Raw genomic sequence first — 18,598 nt, forward strand, 5'->3', positions numbered from 1 at the left:
GCGGGTTGATACCCACCTTGCGTCACGGATCATAACTATCCGCGTGATCGCATGGATCGCACAAGGTCGGCTCACGGCAGCACAGGGGGGCGCATGCGTCCTACGCTCGGAGGATGACTTCCGAGCCCCTGTCCTTCCCCCGTCAGTATGCCCGCACTCAGCGCTTCTCCCTTGGTGCACCAAGGACGTTCACGGTGGCTCCAGACGGGGAACGCGTCATTTTTCTGCGGTCGCGAAACGGCACCGATCGGGCGAATGCACTCTGGGTGCTGGACCTTCCGGAAGGCACCGAACGAGTGGTCGCCGACCCGGCCACCGTGCTCTCGGGGGCCCGGGAGCACCTGTCCGAGGCGGAACGGGCCCGCCGCGAGCGCAGCCGGGAGTCCGGCACGGGCGTCGTGGACTACGCGACGGACGCCGCCGCGGAGTTGGCGGCTTTCACCCTCTCCGGACGACTGTTCGTAGGGGAACTGCGGGCCGGCACGGTACGCGAACTCCCCGCGCCCGGCCCCGTACTGGACCCGCGCCCCTCGCCGGACGGTCGGTACGTGGCCTACGTGTCGGCCGGCGCGCTGCGAGTGACACGTGCCGACGGTGCGGACGCGAGCGACGGCGCTGCGAACGGGAGCGCCCTGGTGGGGCCCGAGACGGACACCGTGACGTACGGGCTCGCGGAGTTCATCGCCGCCGAGGAGATGGGGCGCTCGCGGGGCTTCTGGTGGGCGCCCGCATCGGACCGGCTGCTGGTGGCGCGGGCCGACGACGCCCCGGTGCACCGGTGGTGGATCTCCGATCCGGCGCATCCCGAGCGCACGCCGCAGCGGGCCGCCTACCCCCGTGCCGGAACGGCCAACGCCGAGGTGGGGCTGTGGGTCGTGGGTCTGGACGGGTCCCGGGTGGAGGTGGTGTGGGACCGGGAGCGGTACCCGTACCTGGCCCGGGTGCACTGGTCGGCCGCCGGAGCCCCCCTGTTGCTGGTGCAGACCCGGGACCAGCGGTCGCAGGCGTACCTGGCACTCGATCCGGACAACGGCAGCACGCGGATGGTGCACGCGGAGGACGGCGAACCTTGGCTGGAACTCTTCGCCGGAGCGCCCTGCTGGTCGCCGGACGGACAGTTGGTGCGCCTCGTCGACGAGGGCGGCGCCCGGGTGCTCGCGGTGGGCGACCGGCCGCTCACCGGTCCGCAGTTGCATGTGCGAGCGATCCTGGACGTCTCGGAGGACGACGTCCTGGTCGCGGCTTCGGCCGGGGCGGAGGCCGCCGCCCCGGAGACCGGTGAGGTGCACGTCTACCGCGTCAACGAGTGGGGCACCGAGCGGATCTCGCAGGAGGTCGGGGTGCACCGGGCGGTGCGGTCGGGGCCGGTGACCGTGCTGGTGTCGGCAGTGCCGGAGGCGCCGGGCGCACGGGTGCGGGTGTTGCGGGACGGTGCTCCCGTGGCCGAGGTGGCGTCGTACGCGGAACGTCCGGTTCTCGCCCCGCGCGTGACGCTCACGGAGGGGGGCACGCGACGCGTGCCGTGCGCCGTCCTGCTCCCGTCCGATCCGTCTCCCCACCAGGGTCTACTGCCGGTCCTCCTCGATCCGTACGGCGGACCACACGGTCAAAGGGTCCAGGCGGCGCACAACGCGTACCTGACCTCCCAGTGGTTCGCCGACCAGGGGTTCGCGGTGGTCGTCGCGGACGGCCGCGGTACGCCGGGCCGCTCCCCCGCTTGGGAGAAGGCGATCCACCAGGACCTGACGGTGACGCTCGACGACCAGATCGACGCACTGCACGGGCTCGCCGAGCGGTTCCCGCTGGACCTGTCCCGGGTGGCGATCCGGGGTTGGTCGTACGGCGGGTACCTGGCCGCGCTCGCGGTGCTGCGGCGGCCCGACGTGTTCCACGCGGCGGTGGCGGGGGCGCCCGTCACGGACTGGCGGCTGTACGACACGCACTACACCGAACGCTACCTCGGTGATCCCGCGAAGAGCCCGGAAGCGTACGAGGCCAACTCCCTCGTCACCGACGACGGGTTGTCCGGCGCCGCGGAGCCGCACCGGCCGTTGATGCTCGTGCACGGATTCGCGGACGACAACGTGGTCGTGGGGCACAGCCTCCGGCTGTCCTCGGCGCTGCTCGCGGCGGGGCGCCCGCACGAGGTGTTGCCGCTGACCGGGGTGACGCACATGGCGGCGCAGGAGGACGTGGCCGAGAACCTGCTGCTGCTTCAGGTCGACTTCCTGCGGCGGGCCCTCGGGCTGGGTGAGCGCTGACCCGTCGGGCGGCCGGCCGGGGCCACGCGGTGTGCCTCCGGCCGGCCTACGGCACCCGCACGGCCGTACGTCCACGAGCGTGCCGCGCGCGTATATCGGGATCGTGGCGGGTGGGTTGCCGAGGTGTTAACGACCCTCCGTCGACCCCGGCGGCTCGGGAGGCTCAGGTGGCTCCGGCGGCTCGGGGGTCGCAGGTGGCTCCGGGTGTTCGGGGGGCGCGGGTGGCTCCGGGTGTTCGGGGGGCGCGGGGGCTTCCGGGGGGACCACCTGTTTCTCCTCGGCGAAGTGGCAGGCGGAGGCGTGCGCGGCGGGCCCCTCGACGTACCGGAACTCGGCGGGCACCGCCAGCAGCGGCACCTCCAGTGCGCACCTCTCCTGGGCCTTCCAGCAACGGGTGCGGAAGCGGCAGCCGGAGGGCGGGTTCGCCGGTGAGGGCACGTCCCCGGTGAGGATCAGGCGTTCGCGGTGCTCGCGGGCCTCCGGGTCGGGGACGGGCACGGCGGACAGCAGCGCCTGGGTGTAGGGGTGGGTCGGGTGCTCGTAGATCTCGGTGCCGGTGCCCAGCTCGACGATCTTGCCGAGGTACATCACGCCGACGCGGTCGGAGATGTGCCGGACGATCGACAGGTCGTGCGCGATGAAGATGTAGGACAGGTTGAACTCGTCCTGGAGCTTCTCCATCAGGTTGATGACCTGCGCCTGCACCGACACGTCCAGCGCCGAGACGGGCTCGTCGGCGATGATGATCTCCGGGTTGAGGGCGAGGCCTCGGGCGATGCCGATGCGCTGGCGCTGACCGCCGGAGAACTGGTGCGGGTACCGGTTGATGTACTCCGGGTTGAGACCCACCACGTCCAGCAGGTCCTGCACCCGACGCCGGCGGTCGCCCTTCGGCGCCACCTCGGGATGGATGTCGAACGGCTCCCCGATGATGTCGCCGACCGTCATCCGCGGGTTCAACGAGGTGTACGGGTCCTGGAACACCATCTGAATGTTCCGCCGCACCGCCTTCAACGCCCGCCCGGACAGCTTGGTGATGTCCTGACCCTTGTACTTGATCACCCCGGCCGTGGGGCGTTCCAGGTGCACGAGGGTCTTGGCGACGGTGGACTTGCCGCAGCCGGACTCGCCCACGATGCCCAGCGTCTCGCCCTGGTACAGGTCGAAGTCGACCCCGTCGACCGCCTTCACCGCGCCGACCTGCTTCTTGAACAGGATGCCCCGGGTGAGCGGGAAGTGCTTGAAGAGTCCGCGCACTTCGAGGATCGGCTCCCCCCGGGCCACCGGCGCCTCCAGCACCTCGACGCGCTCCTCGTCGGACGGGGCGGACGGGGCGGACGCTGCGGACGGGTCGGACGCCGGGGACGGGGCCGGGACCTGGGCGTCAGCCATGGAGCGTCTCCCTCCAGAAGTGGCAGGCGCTGCGGCGCTTGTCGGACACCTCGGCCAGCGGTGGTACGTCGGTGCGGCACACGTCCTGGGCCATCGGGCAGCGCGGATGGAAGGCGCAACCGGACGGGATGTGCGCGAGGTTCGGGGGCAGCCCCTTGATGGCGAAGAGCTCCCGGCCCTTCTGGTCCAGGCGCGGGATCGATTCGAGCAGTCCCTTGGTGTACGGGTGGGCGGGGGCCTTGTAGATGTCGTGGACGGGTGCGGTCTCGACGATCCGGCCCGCGTACATCACCGCGATCTTGTCGGCGACGTCCGCGACCACGCCCAGGTCGTGCGTGATCAGGATCAGGCCCATGTTGTACTCGCGCTGGAGGTCGGCCAGCAGGTCCATCACCTGGGCCTGCACCGTCACGTCCAGCGCCGTCGTCGGCTCGTCCGCGATGATCAGGTCCGGCTCCAGGGCCAACGCCATCGCGATCATGATCCGCTGACGCATCCCGCCCGAGAACTGGTGCGGGTACTGGTTCACGCGTTCCGCGGCGGCCGGGATGCGGACCCGGTCCATCAGTTCGACGGCCTTGGCGCGGGCGGCCTTGCGGGAGAGTCCCCGGTGCACGCGGTACATCTCGCCGAGTTGGTCGCCCACCGTCAGGACCGGGTTCAGCGAGGACAGCGCGTCCTGGAAGATCATGGCCATGTCGGCGCCGCGGATCTTCCGACGGGCGTCCTCCTTGAGCTTCAGCAGGTCCCGCCCCCGGAACAGGACCTCACCGCCGGTGATCCGCCCGGGCGGGGTGTCGAGGATGCCCATGATCGCCTGGGCGGTCACCGACTTGCCGGAACCGGACTCCCCCAGCACGGCCAGCGTCTCGCCCGCGTCGACGGTGTAGCTGACGCCGTTGACGGCCCGGGCGACTCCGTCCCTGGTCCGGAACTCCACCCGCAGATCGCGTACCTCGAGCAGCATCGCGGTGGCCTCCTCAGCGCAGCTTGGGGTCGAGGGCGTCGCGGACCGCGTCGCCGAGGGTGATGAACGCGAGCACGGTGACGGCCAGCGCCCCGGAGGGCCACAGCAGCGCGTGCGGGGCGTTGCGGACGTAGGGGGAGGCGGAGGAGATGTCGATGCCCCAGGAGACGGTGGGCGGTTTCAGTCCGACGCCGAGGTAGGACAGGGTGGCCTCCAGGGCGATGTACGTGCCGAGTGCGATGGTCGCGACGACGATGACCGGGGCGATGGCGTTGGGGGCGATGTGGCGCAGCAGCATGCGGGTGTTGGAGGCGCCGAGGGCGCGGGCGGCCTGGACGTAGTCGTTCTGTTTGGCAGTGATGACCGAGCCGCGGGCGATCCGGGAGATCTGCGGCCAGCCCAGCAGGATCATGAAGCCGATGACGGGCCAGACGGTGTTGCTGGTGACCACGGACAGCAGCACCAGCCCGCCGAGGACGACGGGGATCGCGAAGAACACGTCGGTGAGCCGGGACAGCAGGGCGTCGGGTGCGCCGCCGAAGAACCCGGCGAGGCCGCCGAGGGTGGAGCCGAGCAGGGCGACCCCGAGCGTGGCGCAGACGCCGACGGTGACGGAGGTGCGGGCCCCGTAGACGGTCCGGGTGTAGACGTCGCAGCCCTGGCCGTTGAAGCCGAAGGGGTGGCCGGGCGAGGAGCCCTTCTGCGCGTCGGCCAGATTGCAGTTGAGGGGGTTGCCGGAGGCGATGGCGCCGGGCCACAGGGAGATGAAGACGAGGAAGAGGATGAACAGTGCGGAGAGCAGGAAGACCGGGTTGCGCCGTAGGTCGTGCCAGGCGTCGGACCACAGGGAGCGGGGTTTGGCGGCGGGTCCGGTGCCGAGGGGCCCGCCCGGGGTGCGCTCCAGCGTCTCGCCCTCCGCGGTGGCGAGGTCCATCGCCCCGCCCGCGCCGGTCGAGGCGATGGCGCCGTCGTCGGGCAGTTGCTCAGGCATAGCGGATCCTCGGGTCGAGTACGGCGTAGAGCAGGTCCACGACCAGGTTGGCCACCAGGAAGACGAGGACGAGGACGGTCACGAAGCCGACGACGGTCTGGGTGCTCTGGCGGAGGATGCCCTGGTAGAGCTGGTAGCCCACGCCGTGGATGTTGAAGATGCGCTCGGTGACGATGGCGCCGCCCATGAGGGCCCCGATGTCGGTGCCGATGAAGGTGACCACCGGGATGAGCGAGTTGCGCAGCAGGTGCCGGGTGACCACCCGGTGCCGGGGCAGCCCCTTGGCGACGGCGGTGCGGACGTAGTCGGCGCGGCGGTTCTCCGCGATGGTGGTCCGGGTCAGCCGGGTGACGTACGCGAGGGACACCGAGGCGAGGACCAGGCCGGGCACGATCAGCTCGTCGAAGGGTGCCTCGGGGGAGACCGAGGGGCGGATCCAGCCCCACTCGACCCCGAGGAGCAGTTGGAGCAGCAGGCCCGTGACGAAGGTGGGGACGGAGATCACGATGAGGGTGAGCACCAGGACCCCGGTGTCGAAGGGGCGGCCCCGCTGGAGCCCGGTGAGCACCCCGAGGGTGATGCCGATGACGATCTCGAAGAAGATCGCGACGATCGTCAGCCGGATGGTCACCGGGAACGCCGACGCCATGAGGTCGGTGACGGGCTGTCCGTTGAAGGCGGTGCCGAAGTCGCCGGTGAAGACGTTGCCCATGTAGGTGAGGTACTGCTGCACCACGGGTTTGTCGAGGCCGAACTCCTTCTTGAGCTGGGCGGCTGTCGCCGCATCGCAGGCGCGCTGTCCGCACAGGCCGGCGATGGGGTCGCCCATCACGTTGACCATCAGGAAGATCAGCAGGGTGGCGCCGATGAAGACGGGGATCATCTGCAGCAGACGCCGGATCACATAACGTCCCATGAACGGCTCCAGGGGTCGTGGTGTCCGGGGTGGGGTCCCGGCGCGCCGCGCGGGGCGGGCGGGACCGGTGGCCGGGCGCCGGCGTCAGCTGACCTCGATCTCGTTGTAGACGGGCACGCTGAACTGGTTGAGCTTCACGTGGGAGATCTGCTGGGAGTAGCCGGCGCTGCCGTTCTGGTACCAGAGCGGGATGGCGGCCATGTTGTCCCGGACGACCCCTTCGGCCTGTTGGAACAGGCCGACGGCCTTGGCCTGGTCCGTTTCGGCGTTGGCCTGGTCGACGAGCTTGTCGAAGTCCTTGTTGGACCACTGGCCGTCGTTGGAGGAGGCGTTGGTGTAGTACAGCGGCTGGAGGAAGTTCTGGATGAGCGGGTAGTCCATCTGCCAGCCGGCGCGGAAGGGGCCGGACATCTTCCGGTCGGTGATCTGGTTGCGGAAGTCGGCGAAGGTCCCGATCGGGTTGCCGACGCAGGCCGTGTCGTTGCCGAGCGCGTTGTTGATGGAGTTGCACACGGCGTCCACCCACTCCTTGTGGGAGCCGGTGTCGGAGTTGTACGAGATCTTCACCTGTCCGCCGGGGAGGCCGCCGCCCTCTTCGACGAGCTTCTTGGCCGCCGCCGGGTCGTAGTCGCAGGAGTCACCGCAGAGCCCGTCCTGGAAGCCGCCGTCCTTGCCGAGCACGGGGGAGGTCCAGTCGGTGGCGGGGGTGCGGGTCTTGTGGAAGATCGTTTCGGTGATCTGCTTCCGGTCGATGGCCCGGGACAGGCCCTGGCGGACCTTCAGGACCTTCGAGTCGGACCACGCCGAGTCGTAGAAGGGGAACGCCAGGGTCTGGATGATCCCGGCCGGGGTGTTGATGTACCGGTCGCCGAGGTCGGCACCGACGTTGCCCAGTTGGGCTGCCGGGATGTCGTCCACCAGGTCGAGGTTCCCCGCGATCAGGTCGGTGTACGCGGTGTTGTTGTCGGTGTAGACCTTGAGGTCGATGCCGCCGTTCTTCGCCTTGTCGGAGCCCGGGTAGTCGGCCCAGGCCCGCAGGGACATCTGCGAACCGTTGGTGTAGGACTCGATGGCGTACGGGCCGTTGCCGACGGGCTTGCTGAGCCAGGCGGCGTGGTCGTCGAAGAACGCCCGGGGCAGGGGGGCGAAGGCGGCGTACCCGAGGGTGTCGGGGAACGTGGAGAACTTCTGGTTCAGCTTCACCGTGAACGTCTTGGGGTCCACGACCTTCAGCCCCGAGAGGGTGTCGGCGCTCTGCCCGCCGGAGTCCGGGTGGACCTTGTCGTAGCCCTCGATGTACCCGAAGAAGTAGGCGTTCTTCTGGTTGTTCTTCAGGCTCGCGCCGTAGTTCCAGGCGTCCACGAAGGACTGGGACGTGACGTCCTCGCCGTTGCTGAACTTCCAGCCGTCCTTGACGGTGATGGTGAAGTTCTGCGAGTCGGTGGTGTCGATCTTCTCGGCGAGCATGTCCTCGGCGGCGCCCGTGTCGGCGTTGTAGCGCTTGAGACCTCGGAAGATCATGTCGAGGACCTTGCCGCCCTGTACCTCGTTGGTGTTGGCGGGCTCCAGCGGGTTCTGCGGGTCCCCCCAGGAGGAACTCACGACCCCGGAGCCACCGCCACCGCCACCGCTGTCGCCGCCGCCCCCGCAGGCCGTCGCCGTCACCCCCAGGACGACGGCGGTCGCCGCCGCGACCCATGGGGCGCGCCTGACTCCACGCATGGAGTGCCTCCTCATCAGGTTCGCTCGTCACTTAGGCCCAAATATCACCTCACTCCCGATATTTCGCATATTCAGCCACCCGGGTGGGTGTACCCACCGGGTGGGACGACTCGACCGTGCCGGGCCGGGGCCCACCACCCCCCGATGGGCCCCGGCGACGTACGGTCGCTCCCGACGGAGCTACCGGGCCGCCCGGACGGTCTCGGTGACCTCCAGTCGAGTCTTGTCGAGGGCGACCAGGACGGTGACGCTCCGGCCCTGCACGTCCCGACCCTCATACAGCGCCTGAGGTGATCGCTTCGGGCCGGTCACCTCGTCCTCGGTGGTCAGCCCGCACGCGGCCAGCACGCTGCGCAGGTCCTTGTGGTCTTGCTGCGCCACCCACTCGGTCGAGTAGCGGGCCTCGCGCTCCACGACGACAGCGGTGCCGTCCGTGTCCTTGTTGGTGCTCAGGGAGTGGTGACGGTTGGGGCCCGGACCGGCCTTCGTCTCGTCGCACTGCATCGTGAGCCACAGGTCGGACATGCTGCTCAGGTTGGTCGGCGGCACCAGCGCGCTGGACGACCGCGTCTTCGAGGGATCGACGGAGGACGCCGCGTCCTCGCTGGCCACCGGTATGGCCGCCTCCTGGACGTCCCCTCCCGGGGAGTAGTTCCAGCCGGCCAGGCCGACCGCGGCCGCCGCCAGCGCGCCGGTGGCGGTCAGCCGACGGGTGCGGCGGCGGGCCGCCCGGGCCCGAACCTGTTCCGCCGCGGGCATCCGCAGCACCGCGTCTTCCAACAGTTCTTCCACCCTGGTCATGTCGCGACCACCCCCGTAGCACTCCACTCGTGTCGCATCTCTGTCTCCGCCTCCATATCGCTCAGACGTTCGCCGAGGATCTTGCGGGCCCGGCTCAGTCGGGTGCGCACCGCACCGTTGGACGCCCCGGTCTCCTGCGCCACCTGCTCGACCGGGAGGTCCAGCAGGTGGTGGAGCACGACGACCTGCCGCTGCTGCGGGGTCAACTGCCGCAGCGCGGCCATCAGGGCGACCCTGTCCGCGGTCGGTTCCGGGACGTCCCGCGGCGGACCGTGTCGGAAGTGGGCCAGTATCCGGCCGCGCTTGCGCCGCCAAGTGCTGATCGCCAGACGCAACGCGACCCGGCGCACCCACGGCAGGGGGTCGCCACCGGCGAGCAGCTTCGACCAGCGCTGCCACGCCCTGACGTACGCCTCCTGTACCGCGTCCTCCGCCTCCGCCACGTCACCCGTCACCGCGTACACCGTGGCGACCAGGCGCTTCACCGTGGCCGCGTAGAACACGTCGAAGTCGTCCGACGCCGCTGAGGTCGTCGCCATCGTCACCCCCGTCCCTCTCCGTGGCCGGCCGTTCCCGCCGTCCTGCCTTAAGCACGCCCGGGGACCGCCGGACGTTACGCACGACTTGCCACGCACCCGCACCCGCACCCGCACCGGGGAACGCCGAAGCCCCCCGCTGTGGTCAGCGGGGGGCTTCGGCAAGGATGCGGCCACCGTCCGGGGACGGTGGCCGTCCACCCGGGCTAGCCGGCGTGGACCACGTCCTTCTCCTCCGCGAAGTGGCACGCGGACTCGTGCGCGGCGAGGCTGTCCGTGCCCTGGAGCCGCTCGGGGATCGCCAGCAGGGGCACCTCCTGCGCACAGCGGTCCTCGGCCTTCCAGCAACGGGTGCGGAAGCGGCAGCCGGAGGGCGGGTTCGCCGGCGAGGGCACGTCCCCGGTGAGGATGATCCGGTCCCGGTTCTGCCGGGCCTCCGGATCGGGCACCGGCACGGCCGACAGCAGCGCCTGGGTGTACGGGTGGGTCGGGTGCTCGTAGATCTCGGTGTCGGTACCGATCTCCGCGATCTTGCCGAGGTACATCACGCCGACGCGGTCGGAGATGTGCCGGACGATCGACAGGTCGTGCGCGATGAAGATGTAGGACAGGTTGAACTCGTCCTGGAGCTTCTCCATCAGGTTGATGACCTGCGCCTGCACCGACACGTCCAACGCCGAGACGGGCTCGTCGCAGATGATGATCTCCGGGTTCAGCGCGAGCCCTCGGGCGATGCCGATGCGCTGGCGCTGACCGCCGGAGAACTGGTGCGGATACCGGTTGATGTACTCCGGGTTGAGACCCACCACGTCCAACAGGTCCTGCACCCGACGCCGACGGTCGCCCTTCGGCGCCACCTCGGGATGGATGTCGAACGGCTCCCCGATGATGTCACCGACCGTCATCCGCGGGTTCAACGAGGTGTACGGGTCCTGGAACACCATCTGGATGTTCCGCCGCACCGCCTTCAACGCCCGCCCGGACAGCTTGGTGATGTCCTGACCCTTGTAGAAGACCTCGCCCGCGGTGGCCCGCTCCAGACTCATCAGGAGCTTCGCCACGGTGGACTTGCCGCAGCCGGACTCGCCCACGATGCCCAGCGTCTCGCCCTGGTACAGGTCGAAGTCGACCCCGTCCACGGCCTTCACCGCGCCGACCTGCTTCTTGAACAGGATGCCCTGGGTGAGCGGGAAGTGCTTCTTCAGTCCGCGGACCTGGAGGATCGGCTCACCGCGCTCGACCGGGGCCTCGACGGCGGCGACCGCCTCGGCCTCGGACCGGGCGTCGACCACCTCGACCTCGGAGACGTTGGGCATGGCGGCGTCCTGCGGCTCGCCGGACTTCGAGAGCTTCGGGGAGTCAGCCATGGATCGTCTCCTTCCAGAAGTGACAGGCGCTGCGACGGCCGGGCAGCTCGCCGCCCTCGCGTTCCGTCACCGGGTGCAGCACGGGGATGTCCGTCCGGCAGACGTCCTGCACCGCGGTGCACCGCGGGTTGAACGCGCAGCCGCTCGGCACGTGCAGCAGGTTGGGCGGCAGGCCCTTGATCGCGAAGAGCTCCTGGCCCTTCTGGTCCAGGCGCGGGATCGAGTCCAGCAGTCCCTTGGTGTACGGGTGCGCGGGGCGCTTGTACAACTCGTGGACGGGTGCGGTCTCGACGATCCGGCCCGCGTACATCACCGCGATCTTGTCGGCGACGTCCGCGACCACGCCCAGGTCGTGCGTGATCAGGATCAGGCCCATGTTGTACTCGCGCTGGAGCTCCGCCAACAGGTCCATCACCTGCGCCTGCACCGTCACGTCCAGCGCCGTCGTCGGCTCGTCCGCGATGATCAGGTCCGGCTCCAGGGCCAACGCCATCGCGATCATGATCCGCTGACGCATCCCGCCCGAGAACTGGTGCGGGTAGTCGCTCACCCGGGACGAGGCGGCGGGGATCTTCACCCGGTCCATCAGTTCGATGGACTTGGCCTTGGCTTCCTTCTTGGAGGCGCCCTGGTGCACGCGGAACATCTCGCCGAGCTGGTAGCCGACGGACAGGACCGGGTTCAGCGAGGACAGCGCGTCCTGGAAGATCATGGCGATCTTCTGGCCGCGGATCTTCCGGCGCGCCTCGGCGGACATGGCGAGCATGTCCTGTCCGCGGAAACGGATCTCGCCCTGCGGGATCTTCGCCGGGGGCATGTCGAGGATGCCCATGATCGCCTGGGCGGTCACCGACTTGCCGGAACCGGACTCGCCCAGCACGGCCAGCGTCTCGCCCGCGTCGACGGTGTAGTTGACGCCGTTGACGGCCTTGACCACGCCGTCACGCGTGTGGAACTCGACGTGCAGGTCCCGCACGTCCAGCAGTGGCCCGCCCTGTTCGGCGGAGTCCCGGGGGCCCGGGACCGGTGCGGTCTTCTCGATGGTGGTCACGTACGCCTCCCTCAGCGTGTCTTCGGGTCGAGGGCGTTGCGGACGGCCTCACCGAGCATGATGAACGACAGCACCGTCAGGCTGAGCATGATCGACGGGAACAGCATGATGTGCTGCGCCACGCGGATCTGGTTGCCGCCCGCGGAGATGTCAGTGCCCCAGGAGACGCCGCTCAGGCCGAGGCCCAGGTACGACAGCGTCGCCTCCGCCGAGATGTACACACCCAGCGAGATGGTCGCCACGACGATGACCGGGGCGACGGCGTTGGGCAGGATGTGACGGAAGAGGATCCGTCGGGTACCCGCGCCGAGCGCCTTGGCCGCCTGGACGTAGTCGGCCTGCTTGATGGTGATCACCGAACCGCGCATCACGCGTGCGGTCTGGGTCCACCCCAGGAACGCCAGGGCGCCGATGACGATCAGGACCGTGCGGTCCGTGAACGAGTTCAGGACGACCATGGCGCCGAGCAGGAACGGGATGCCGAAGAAGACGTCCGTCAGGCGCGACAGGATCGAGTCGATGACCCCGCCGAAGTACCCCGCGAGCATGCCCACGAGGCCGCCGAAGAGGGTCACCACCGTGGCGGTGCCGAGTCCGACGAGCACCGAGGCACGGGTGCCGTGGATCATCCGGGCATAGACGCTGCGGCCCTGAGCGTCATAACCCAGCCACTCCGGTGAGAAGACCTTGCTCAGCTGGGGCTTCTGGAGGAAGTGGTTCTGCAGATCGCCCAGCGTGGGGTTGGCACTGGTGAACCAGCCCGGGAACGCGGTGATCGTCAGCAGGATCAGGATCATCACCGAGGAGATGATGAAGATCGGACGGCGGCGCAGGTCCTGCCAGGCGTCGCCCCACAGGCTGCGCGCCTTCTCCGCCTTCGCCTTGGGCTCCGGAGCCGGGTCCACCGCGGGCACGGCGTCCTGGACGGCGGCGTCGGCCGCGGTCTTGGTCAGGTCAGGCATAGCGAATCCTCGGGTCCAGGACCGCGTAGAGCAGGTCGACGATCAGGCTGGCGGCGAGGTAGACGAGGACCAGGACGGTCACCAGACCGACCAGGGTCGTGCCCTCGCGGCGCTGGATCGACTCGAAGATCGTGCCGCCCACGCCCTGGATGTTGAAGAGGCCCTCGGTGACGACCGCGCCGCCCATCAGGGCACCGATGTCGGTGCCGAGGAAGGTGACCACGGGGATCAGCGAGTTGCGCATCAGATGCACGCCGACGACCCGCCGCTTGGGCAGGCCCTTGGCGACGGCGGTGCGGATGTAGTCCGCGCGCAGATTCTCCGCGATGGACGTACGGGTGAGCCGTCCCACGTAGGCGAGGGACATCGCGGCCAGCACGATCGCCGGCATCAACAGCTCGCTGAGCTTCGTGGAGTCCGTGACGTTGGGCTCTAGCCAGCCCAGCTCGAACGCGAACACCGTCTTGAAGATGAAGCCGAGCACGAACACCGGAACGGAGATCAGCAGCATCGTGAACAGCAGGATCACGGTGTCGGTGAGCTTGCCGGCCTTCATGCCGGCGGCGATGCCGAGTCCGATGCCGACGATGACCTCGATGACGAACGCGACGGCGGCCAACCGGACCGTCACCGGGAACGCCTCGCTCAGGACGTCGGTGACCGGTCGGCCACTGGCGATCTGCGTGCCGAAGTCGGCGTGAAGGATCATGTCCTTCATGTAGTTGAAGTACTGGACCATGATCGGCTGGTCCAGACCGTACTCACGTCTCAGCGCGGCGATCGTCGCCTCGCTGCCGCCCTTGTCGCCGAACAGCCCGCGCACGGGGTCACCGGGCAGGGCGTAGACCATGAGGAAGATCAGCAGGGTCGTCCCGATGAAAACCGGGATCATCTGGAGCAGTCGTCGTGCGACATATCGCCCCATCGTGCCTCCATGTCAGTCACAGCGGCAGCCGTACGGGCCCCGCCCCCGCGAACCTGCTGGAGTTCGCGGGAGAAGGGCCCCCCGGCCGCGCGTCCGTCCCCGGCGGGGCCGGCCCTTGGTGGGCCGGCCCCGGGGGTCACGGGCTGTTTGCGGTTACTTCGTCACCTGGACGTCCGTCAGAACGGGGTCGCCCTTCTGGTTGTACTTGACGTTGCTGACGTTCTCCGAGTAACCAGCGTTGACCTTGTAGTACCAGAGCGGGATGCTCGGCATGTACTCCACGAGCTTCTTCTCGATCTCCTGGTACAGCTTCGTGGACTCCTCCAGCGTCTTGGCGCTGTCGGCTTCCTTGATGAGCTTGTCGATCTCCTTGTTGGAGAAGCCGCTCTGGTTGCCGTCGGCACCCGTGGCGTAGAGGTCACGGATGAAGTTGGAGTTCATCGGGAAGTCCAGGTTCCAGCCACTGCGGTACAGCGACTTGACCTGCTCGGCGGCGCGCGCCTGGAGGTCGGCCTGGAAGTCGGCCTTGGAGTCCCCGGTGCAGGCGACGCCCGTCGCCTTGGTGATCGAGCCGCAGACGGCCTCGACCCACTCCTTGTGACCGCCGTCCGCGTTGAACTGGATGGAGATCTTGTTGCCCGGGACGCCGCCGCCCTCTTCGATGAGGGCCTTGGCCTTCTTCGGGTCGTAGGTCGTGACCTCGCCGGCGGCGTTCTCCTGGAAGCCGAGCACGCCCTGGGCGACCCAACCGGTGGCCGGCTCACGGGTCTGCTGGAGCACCGTCTTGGTGATCGTCTCGCGGTCGATCGCCATCGACAGGCCCTTGATGACCTTGGGGTCGATGTCCTTGAACTGCTTGGTGTAGAACGCCGGGGCGATCGTCTGGATGGCGGAGTTCGCCGAGTCGACCGCGCGGTCACCGAGGTCCTGCTTGTAGACCGGCAGGTCCTTCGGGGCGATCTGACGCAGGACGTCGACGTTGCCCGACTTCAGGTCCTCGTAGGCCGTTTCCAGGTTGGTGTAGTTCTTGAAGATCACACCACCGTTCTTGGCCTTGTCCGGACCCTGGTACGCGTCGTTGCGGGCGACCTCGATCTGCTTCTTGTGCTGCCAGCTGACGAACTTGTACGGGCCGTTGCCGACCGGCTTCTGGCCCGCGGCGGCCGGGTCCGCGTAGAAGGACTCGGGGAGCGGCGAGAAGACCTCGTAGCCCAGCTTGTACACGTAGTACGGGAGCGGGGTGGAGAGCTCGATGGTGAAGGAGGTCTCGTCGACGACCTTCAGGCCGGACAGCTCGGTCGCCTTCGAGGTGGAGACCTTGTCGTAGCCCTTGATGTCCGAGAACCAAGCGCTGTTCTTCTGCTTGTTCTTCGGGTTCGCGGCCCAGTTCCACGCCTTGACGTAGGACTCGGCGGTGACCGCGGTGCCGTCGTGGAACTTCCAGCCCGGCTTGAGCTTGACCGTGTAGGTCGTGTTGTCCTTGGTCTCCACCGACTCGGCGTTGACCATCTCGATGGTGCCCTTGGAGTCGTAGCCCACCAGCTGCGAGAACAGGGCCCTGGTCACCAGGCTGCCGTTGGACTCCATGGTGTTGGCCGGCTGGAGCGGGTTCTCCGGCTCGCCGAGTTCCACGGAGAACTTGGCGTTGGCGTTGGCGGGGCCCTTCTTGCCGCCGTCGCCCTTGCCACTGTCGCTCTCGCCGCCGCCACAGGCGGTAGCACCCAGCGCCACAACCGCTGCTATGGCGACCCACTTGGCGCTCTTGGCACCGCGCATGGGTTTCCTCCTCATGAGTCCACTTGTTTCACTGCGAAAGGGGGCACGCGCGATCACGCCGACACCCCTGACGGCGAAGATCGAGTGCCCCAGTGTGCTCGTGAGTCGGCGCTCCCCACAGCGCATGACCCATTGACCCGAGCTCTACGCGGTCAACTATTAGCCATGGGGTCCGGCCCGACCACACCCTTTTGGTCTCGGTTAGATCACACCTGTCATCTACTTCTCCCAAAATCCGGACAAACCGATCCGATATAGATGGTCGCGAAACGGACGTGTTACATATCTATCGGTCAACACTGTCCGCATTTCGGACAACTTCGGGAGGAAAGCCAGTTGCACAGGTGAGCCTGAGGTGAGATAAGCAACACTCGCCCCCGATCGGGCAGAGCGGCTCGCAGGCAGAGGTGGGGTCCCCGCGCGTAGAACGGTACCCCGGTGGCATCGCGCTCACACTCCCGGACCCACCTCGTACGAGGGATTCGATCGCACACGGGAACAACTCCGCACCCCCGCAACCGCGTTGGGTGACCGTGTGCTGACTCGCTGGTCAGTCGAGAGGCCGATCACGCTCCGTAGTACACCATGCACCTGACATGCCAGCGCCCGGACGGGGGGCGGTGGCACGCCGAAGGCCCCCCGTGGACGCGGGGGGCCTTCGGAAGGTGCGGGAAGAGGCCGTGGATCAGCCGTGCTTGGCCCGGCTGGCCGCACGGGCCCGCTCACGGGCGTCCAGGTTCACCTTGCGGATGCGCACCGCCTCGGGGGTCACCTCGACGCACTCGTCGTCGCGGCAGAACTCCAACGACTGCTCCAGCGAGAGCTTGCGCGGCGGGATGATCGACTCCGACACGTCGGCCGTGGACGACCGCATGTTGGTGAGCTTCTTCTCCTTGGTGATGTTGACGTCCATGTCGTCGGCGCGGGAGTTCTCGCCGACGATCATGCCCTCGTACACCTCGGTGCCGGGCTCGATGAACAGGACGCCGCGCTCCTGGAGGTTGGTCATCGCGAAGGCGGTGACCGCACCGGAGCGGTCGGCGACCAGCGAGCCGTTGTTGCGGGTCTTCAGCTCGCCGAACCACGGCTCGTGGCCCTCGTGGATGGAGTGGGCGATGCCGGTGCCGCGGGTGTTGGTCAGGAACTCCGTACGGAACCCGATCAGACCGCGGGACGGGACGATGAACTCCATGCGGACCCAGCCGGAGCCGTGGTTCGACATGTTGTCCATCCGGCCCTTGCGGGTGCCCATGAGCTGCGTGACCGCTCCCATGTGCTCCTCGGGCACGTCGATCGTGATGCGCTCGATCGGCTCGTGGACCTTGCCGTCGACGTCCCTGGTGACGACCTGCGGCTTGCCGATCGTCAGCTCGAAGCCCTCCCGGCGCATGGTCTCCACCAGGATCGCCAGCGCCAGCTCACCGCGGCCCTGCACCTCCCAGGCGTCCGGGCGCTCGGTCGGCAGCACGCGCAGGCTGACGTTACCGACCAGCTCGCGCTCCAGGCGGTCCTTGACCAGCCGGGCGGTGACCTTGCGGTCCTTGACCACGGAGGTGGAGGCGCCCTTGCCGGTCGCGCCCCGGCCCACCAGCGGCGAGGTGTTCGTACCGATCGTCATCGAGATCGCCGGCTCGTCCACCGTGATCAGCGGGAGCGCCACCGGGTTCTCCGGGTCGGCGAGCGTCTCACCGATCATGATGTCCGGGATGCCCGCGACCGCACAGATGTCGCCGGGACCCGCCACCTCGGCGGGCTTGCGGGTCAGCGCCTCGGTCATCATCAGCTCGCTGATGCGGACGTTGGACACCGAACCGTCGCGCTTGATCCACGCGACCGTCTGGCCCTTGCGCAGCTCGCCCTGCTCGACGCGGAGCAGCGCGATGCGGCCGAGGAAGTTGTCGGCGTCCAGGTTGGTGACGTGGGCCTGGAGCGGGCCGTCCTCCTCGTACGAGGGGGCCGGGATGGTGTCCAGGATCGCCGAGAAGAACGGCTCCAGGCTGTCGCTGTCCGCGGGGACCGTGCCGTTCTCCGGCTTGGTCAGCGAGGCGATGCCGTCCCGGGCGCAGGCGTAGACGATCGGGAACTCGATCTGCTCCTCGTCCGCGTCGAGGTCCAGGAAGAGGTCGTACGTCTCGTTGACGACCTCGTCGATCCGGGAGTCCGGGCGGTCGGTCTTGTTGATGCAGAGGATCACCGGCAGCCGGGCGCTCAGTGCCTTGCGCAGCACGAAGCGGGTCTGCGGGAGGGGGCCCTCGGACGCGTCGACCAGGAGGACGACGCCGTCGACCATGGAGAGGCCGCGCTCGACCTCACCGCCGAAGTCGGCGTGGCCGGGGGTGTCGATGATGTTGATCGTGATCGGCTCGCCGCCGTCCTTGGGGTGGTACTTCACCGCCGTGTTCTTGGCGAGGATCGTGATGCCCTTCTCACGCTCCAGGTCGTTCGAGTCCATGACCCGGTCGTCGACCTGCTGGTGGGCCGCGAAGGCGCCCGCCTGCTTGAGCATGGCATCGACAAGGGTGGTCTTGCCGTGGTCGACGTGGGCGACGATGGCGACGTTGCGGATGTCGTGACGTGTTGCGGTCACAGCCATAGTGCGGCGCTTCTCCCAGGGTGAGTGGACGGCTACTCGTACGACTTGCTGTACGACGCCTGCCGGGCTGGACACGCCACGGCCTCACCCCATCGTACGTGGCCCCGCGGGGGGTGGCCGCCGCGGTGCATGGGGGACGGGGCCACCCACCCCGCGGGGCGGGGAGGCGGATCTGGGGGTAATCCGCTGGTCCGGGGGCGATTCCGGGAGCATTCCGGGGCCAATGGGTGGTCCGACAGTGCAGTGCTGGTGCGCGGGGCGGCAAGAGATTTGAGTATAATCTTATGTTTCCGGTGCGTTGTTTTTGGGTGTGTTGATCTCGGTGGTGGCCGGATGAA

General features: G+C 68.6%; 14 protein-coding genes. 1 reads left to right on the top strand and 13 read right to left on the bottom strand.

Annotated elements, in window-relative coordinates:
• Positions 1 to 113: 113 nt before the first annotated feature.
• Positions 114 to 2,261, top strand: coding sequence for a prolyl oligopeptidase family serine peptidase (locus ACFV88_RS27655; protein WP_385494623.1), 2,148 nt, complete (start codon positions 114 to 116; stop codon positions 2,259 to 2,261).
• A gap of 126 nt (positions 2,262 to 2,387) precedes the next feature.
• On the opposite strand, the gene ACFV88_RS27660 is transcribed toward ACFV88_RS27655, so the two are convergent.
• From ACFV88_RS27660 to typA, 13 genes are all read right to left on the bottom strand, one after another.
• Positions 2,388 to 3,653 carry an ABC transporter ATP-binding protein gene (locus ACFV88_RS27660; protein ID WP_385494625.1) on the bottom strand — a complete coding sequence of 422 codons (1,266 nt, stop codon included), beginning with the start codon at positions 3,651 to 3,653 and terminating at the stop codon, positions 2,388 to 2,390.
• Positions 3,646 to 4,620 (bottom strand): ABC transporter ATP-binding protein, encoded by a 975-nt coding sequence (locus tag ACFV88_RS27665; RefSeq protein WP_385494626.1) that lies wholly within the window; start codon positions 4,618 to 4,620, stop codon positions 3,646 to 3,648. The genes ACFV88_RS27660 and ACFV88_RS27665 overlap by 8 nt, the downstream gene beginning before the upstream one ends.
• Before the next feature lie 13 nt (positions 4,621 to 4,633).
• Positions 4,634 to 5,611: an ABC transporter permease gene (locus tag ACFV88_RS27670; RefSeq protein ID WP_385494627.1), complete on the bottom strand. Its 978-nt coding sequence runs from the start codon at positions 5,609 to 5,611 to the stop codon at positions 4,634 to 4,636.
• A complete protein-coding gene (locus ACFV88_RS27675) occupies positions 5,604 to 6,527 on the bottom strand; it encodes an ABC transporter permease (RefSeq protein ID WP_385494628.1) in 924 nt (307 codons plus the stop codon). Before ACFV88_RS27675 ends, ACFV88_RS27670 begins: the two co-directional genes overlap by 8 nt.
• A gap of 84 nt (positions 6,528 to 6,611) precedes the next feature.
• Positions 6,612 to 8,249 carry an ABC transporter substrate-binding protein gene (locus tag ACFV88_RS27680; RefSeq protein ID WP_385494629.1) on the bottom strand — a complete coding sequence of 546 codons (1,638 nt, stop codon included), beginning with the start codon at positions 8,247 to 8,249 and terminating at the stop codon, positions 6,612 to 6,614.
• A gap of 180 nt (positions 8,250 to 8,429) precedes the next feature.
• A complete protein-coding gene (locus ACFV88_RS27685) occupies positions 8,430 to 9,050 on the bottom strand; it encodes a hypothetical protein (RefSeq protein ID WP_385494630.1) in 621 nt (206 codons plus the stop codon).
• The gene (locus tag ACFV88_RS27690; RefSeq protein WP_385494631.1) at positions 9,047 to 9,589 is read right to left on the bottom strand and encodes a SigE family RNA polymerase sigma factor; all 543 of its coding nucleotides are present in this window, start codon (positions 9,587 to 9,589) and stop codon (positions 9,047 to 9,049) included. Before ACFV88_RS27690 ends, ACFV88_RS27685 begins: the two co-directional genes overlap by 4 nt.
• Positions 9,590 to 9,792: 203 nt before the next feature.
• Positions 9,793 to 10,953 (bottom strand): ABC transporter ATP-binding protein, encoded by a 1,161-nt coding sequence (locus ACFV88_RS27695; protein ID WP_385494632.1) that lies wholly within the window; start codon positions 10,951 to 10,953, stop codon positions 9,793 to 9,795.
• Positions 10,946 to 12,004 (bottom strand): ABC transporter ATP-binding protein, encoded by a 1,059-nt coding sequence (locus ACFV88_RS27700; RefSeq protein ID WP_385494633.1) that lies wholly within the window; start codon positions 12,002 to 12,004, stop codon positions 10,946 to 10,948. Before ACFV88_RS27700 ends, ACFV88_RS27695 begins: the two co-directional genes overlap by 8 nt.
• A gap of 11 nt (positions 12,005 to 12,015) precedes the next feature.
• A complete protein-coding gene (locus ACFV88_RS27705; RefSeq protein ID WP_385494634.1) occupies positions 12,016 to 12,966 on the bottom strand; it encodes an ABC transporter permease in 951 nt (316 codons plus the stop codon).
• Entirely contained in the window at positions 12,959 to 13,891 is a 933-nt protein-coding gene (locus ACFV88_RS27710; protein ID WP_385494635.1) for an ABC transporter permease, read from the bottom strand. Before ACFV88_RS27710 ends, ACFV88_RS27705 begins: the two co-directional genes overlap by 8 nt.
• A gap of 153 nt (positions 13,892 to 14,044) precedes the next feature.
• Complete coding sequence (locus tag ACFV88_RS27715; protein WP_385494636.1) at positions 14,045 to 15,667, bottom strand: ABC transporter substrate-binding protein; 1,623 nt, start codon at positions 15,665 to 15,667, stop codon at positions 14,045 to 14,047.
• 685 nt (positions 15,668 to 16,352) lie between these two features.
• Positions 16,353 to 18,260, bottom strand: a complete 1,908-nt coding sequence (gene typA, locus ACFV88_RS27720) for a translational GTPase TypA (protein ID WP_385494637.1) — start codon at positions 18,258 to 18,260, stop codon at positions 16,353 to 16,355.
• Positions 18,261 to 18,598 lie beyond the last annotated feature (338 nt).

This window comes from Streptomyces sp. NPDC059816, from assembly GCF_042732055.1.
Taxonomy (GTDB): Bacteria; Actinomycetota; Actinomycetes; order Streptomycetales; family Streptomycetaceae; genus Streptomyces.

What these genes read in the sequence shown, in the direction of transcription:
- ACFV88_RS27655 (WP_385494623.1), top strand. Translation starts at nt 114, where the DNA reads ATGACTTCCGAGCCCCTGTCCTTCCCCCGTCAGTATGCCCGCACTCAG.
- ACFV88_RS27660 (WP_385494625.1), bottom strand. Translation starts at nt 3,653, where the DNA reads ATGGCTGACGCCCAGGTCCCGGCCCCGTCCCCGGCGTCCGACCCGTCC.
- ACFV88_RS27665 (WP_385494626.1), bottom strand. Translation starts at nt 4,620, where the DNA reads ATGCTGCTCGAGGTACGCGATCTGCGGGTGGAGTTCCGGACCAGGGAC.
- ACFV88_RS27670 (WP_385494627.1), bottom strand. Translation starts at nt 5,611, where the DNA reads ATGCCTGAGCAACTGCCCGACGACGGCGCCATCGCCTCGACCGGCGCG.
- ACFV88_RS27675 (WP_385494628.1), bottom strand. Translation starts at nt 6,527, where the DNA reads ATGGGACGTTATGTGATCCGGCGTCTGCTGCAGATGATCCCCGTCTTC.
- ACFV88_RS27680 (WP_385494629.1), bottom strand. Translation starts at nt 8,249, where the DNA reads ATGCGTGGAGTCAGGCGCGCCCCATGGGTCGCGGCGGCGACCGCCGTC.
- ACFV88_RS27685 (WP_385494630.1), bottom strand. Translation starts at nt 9,050, where the DNA reads ATGACCAGGGTGGAAGAACTGTTGGAAGACGCGGTGCTGCGGATGCCC.
- ACFV88_RS27690 (WP_385494631.1), bottom strand. Translation starts at nt 9,589, where the DNA reads ATGGCGACGACCTCAGCGGCGTCGGACGACTTCGACGTGTTCTACGCG.
- ACFV88_RS27695 (WP_385494632.1), bottom strand. Translation starts at nt 10,953, where the DNA reads ATGGCTGACTCCCCGAAGCTCTCGAAGTCCGGCGAGCCGCAGGACGCC.
- ACFV88_RS27705 (WP_385494634.1), bottom strand. Translation starts at nt 12,966, where the DNA reads ATGCCTGACCTGACCAAGACCGCGGCCGACGCCGCCGTCCAGGACGCC.
- ACFV88_RS27710 (WP_385494635.1), bottom strand. Translation starts at nt 13,891, where the DNA reads ATGGGGCGATATGTCGCACGACGACTGCTCCAGATGATCCCGGTTTTC.
- ACFV88_RS27715 (WP_385494636.1), bottom strand. Translation starts at nt 15,667, where the DNA reads ATGCGCGGTGCCAAGAGCGCCAAGTGGGTCGCCATAGCAGCGGTTGTG.
- typA (WP_385494637.1), bottom strand. Translation starts at nt 18,260, where the DNA reads ATGGCTGTGACCGCAACACGTCACGACATCCGCAACGTCGCCATCGTC.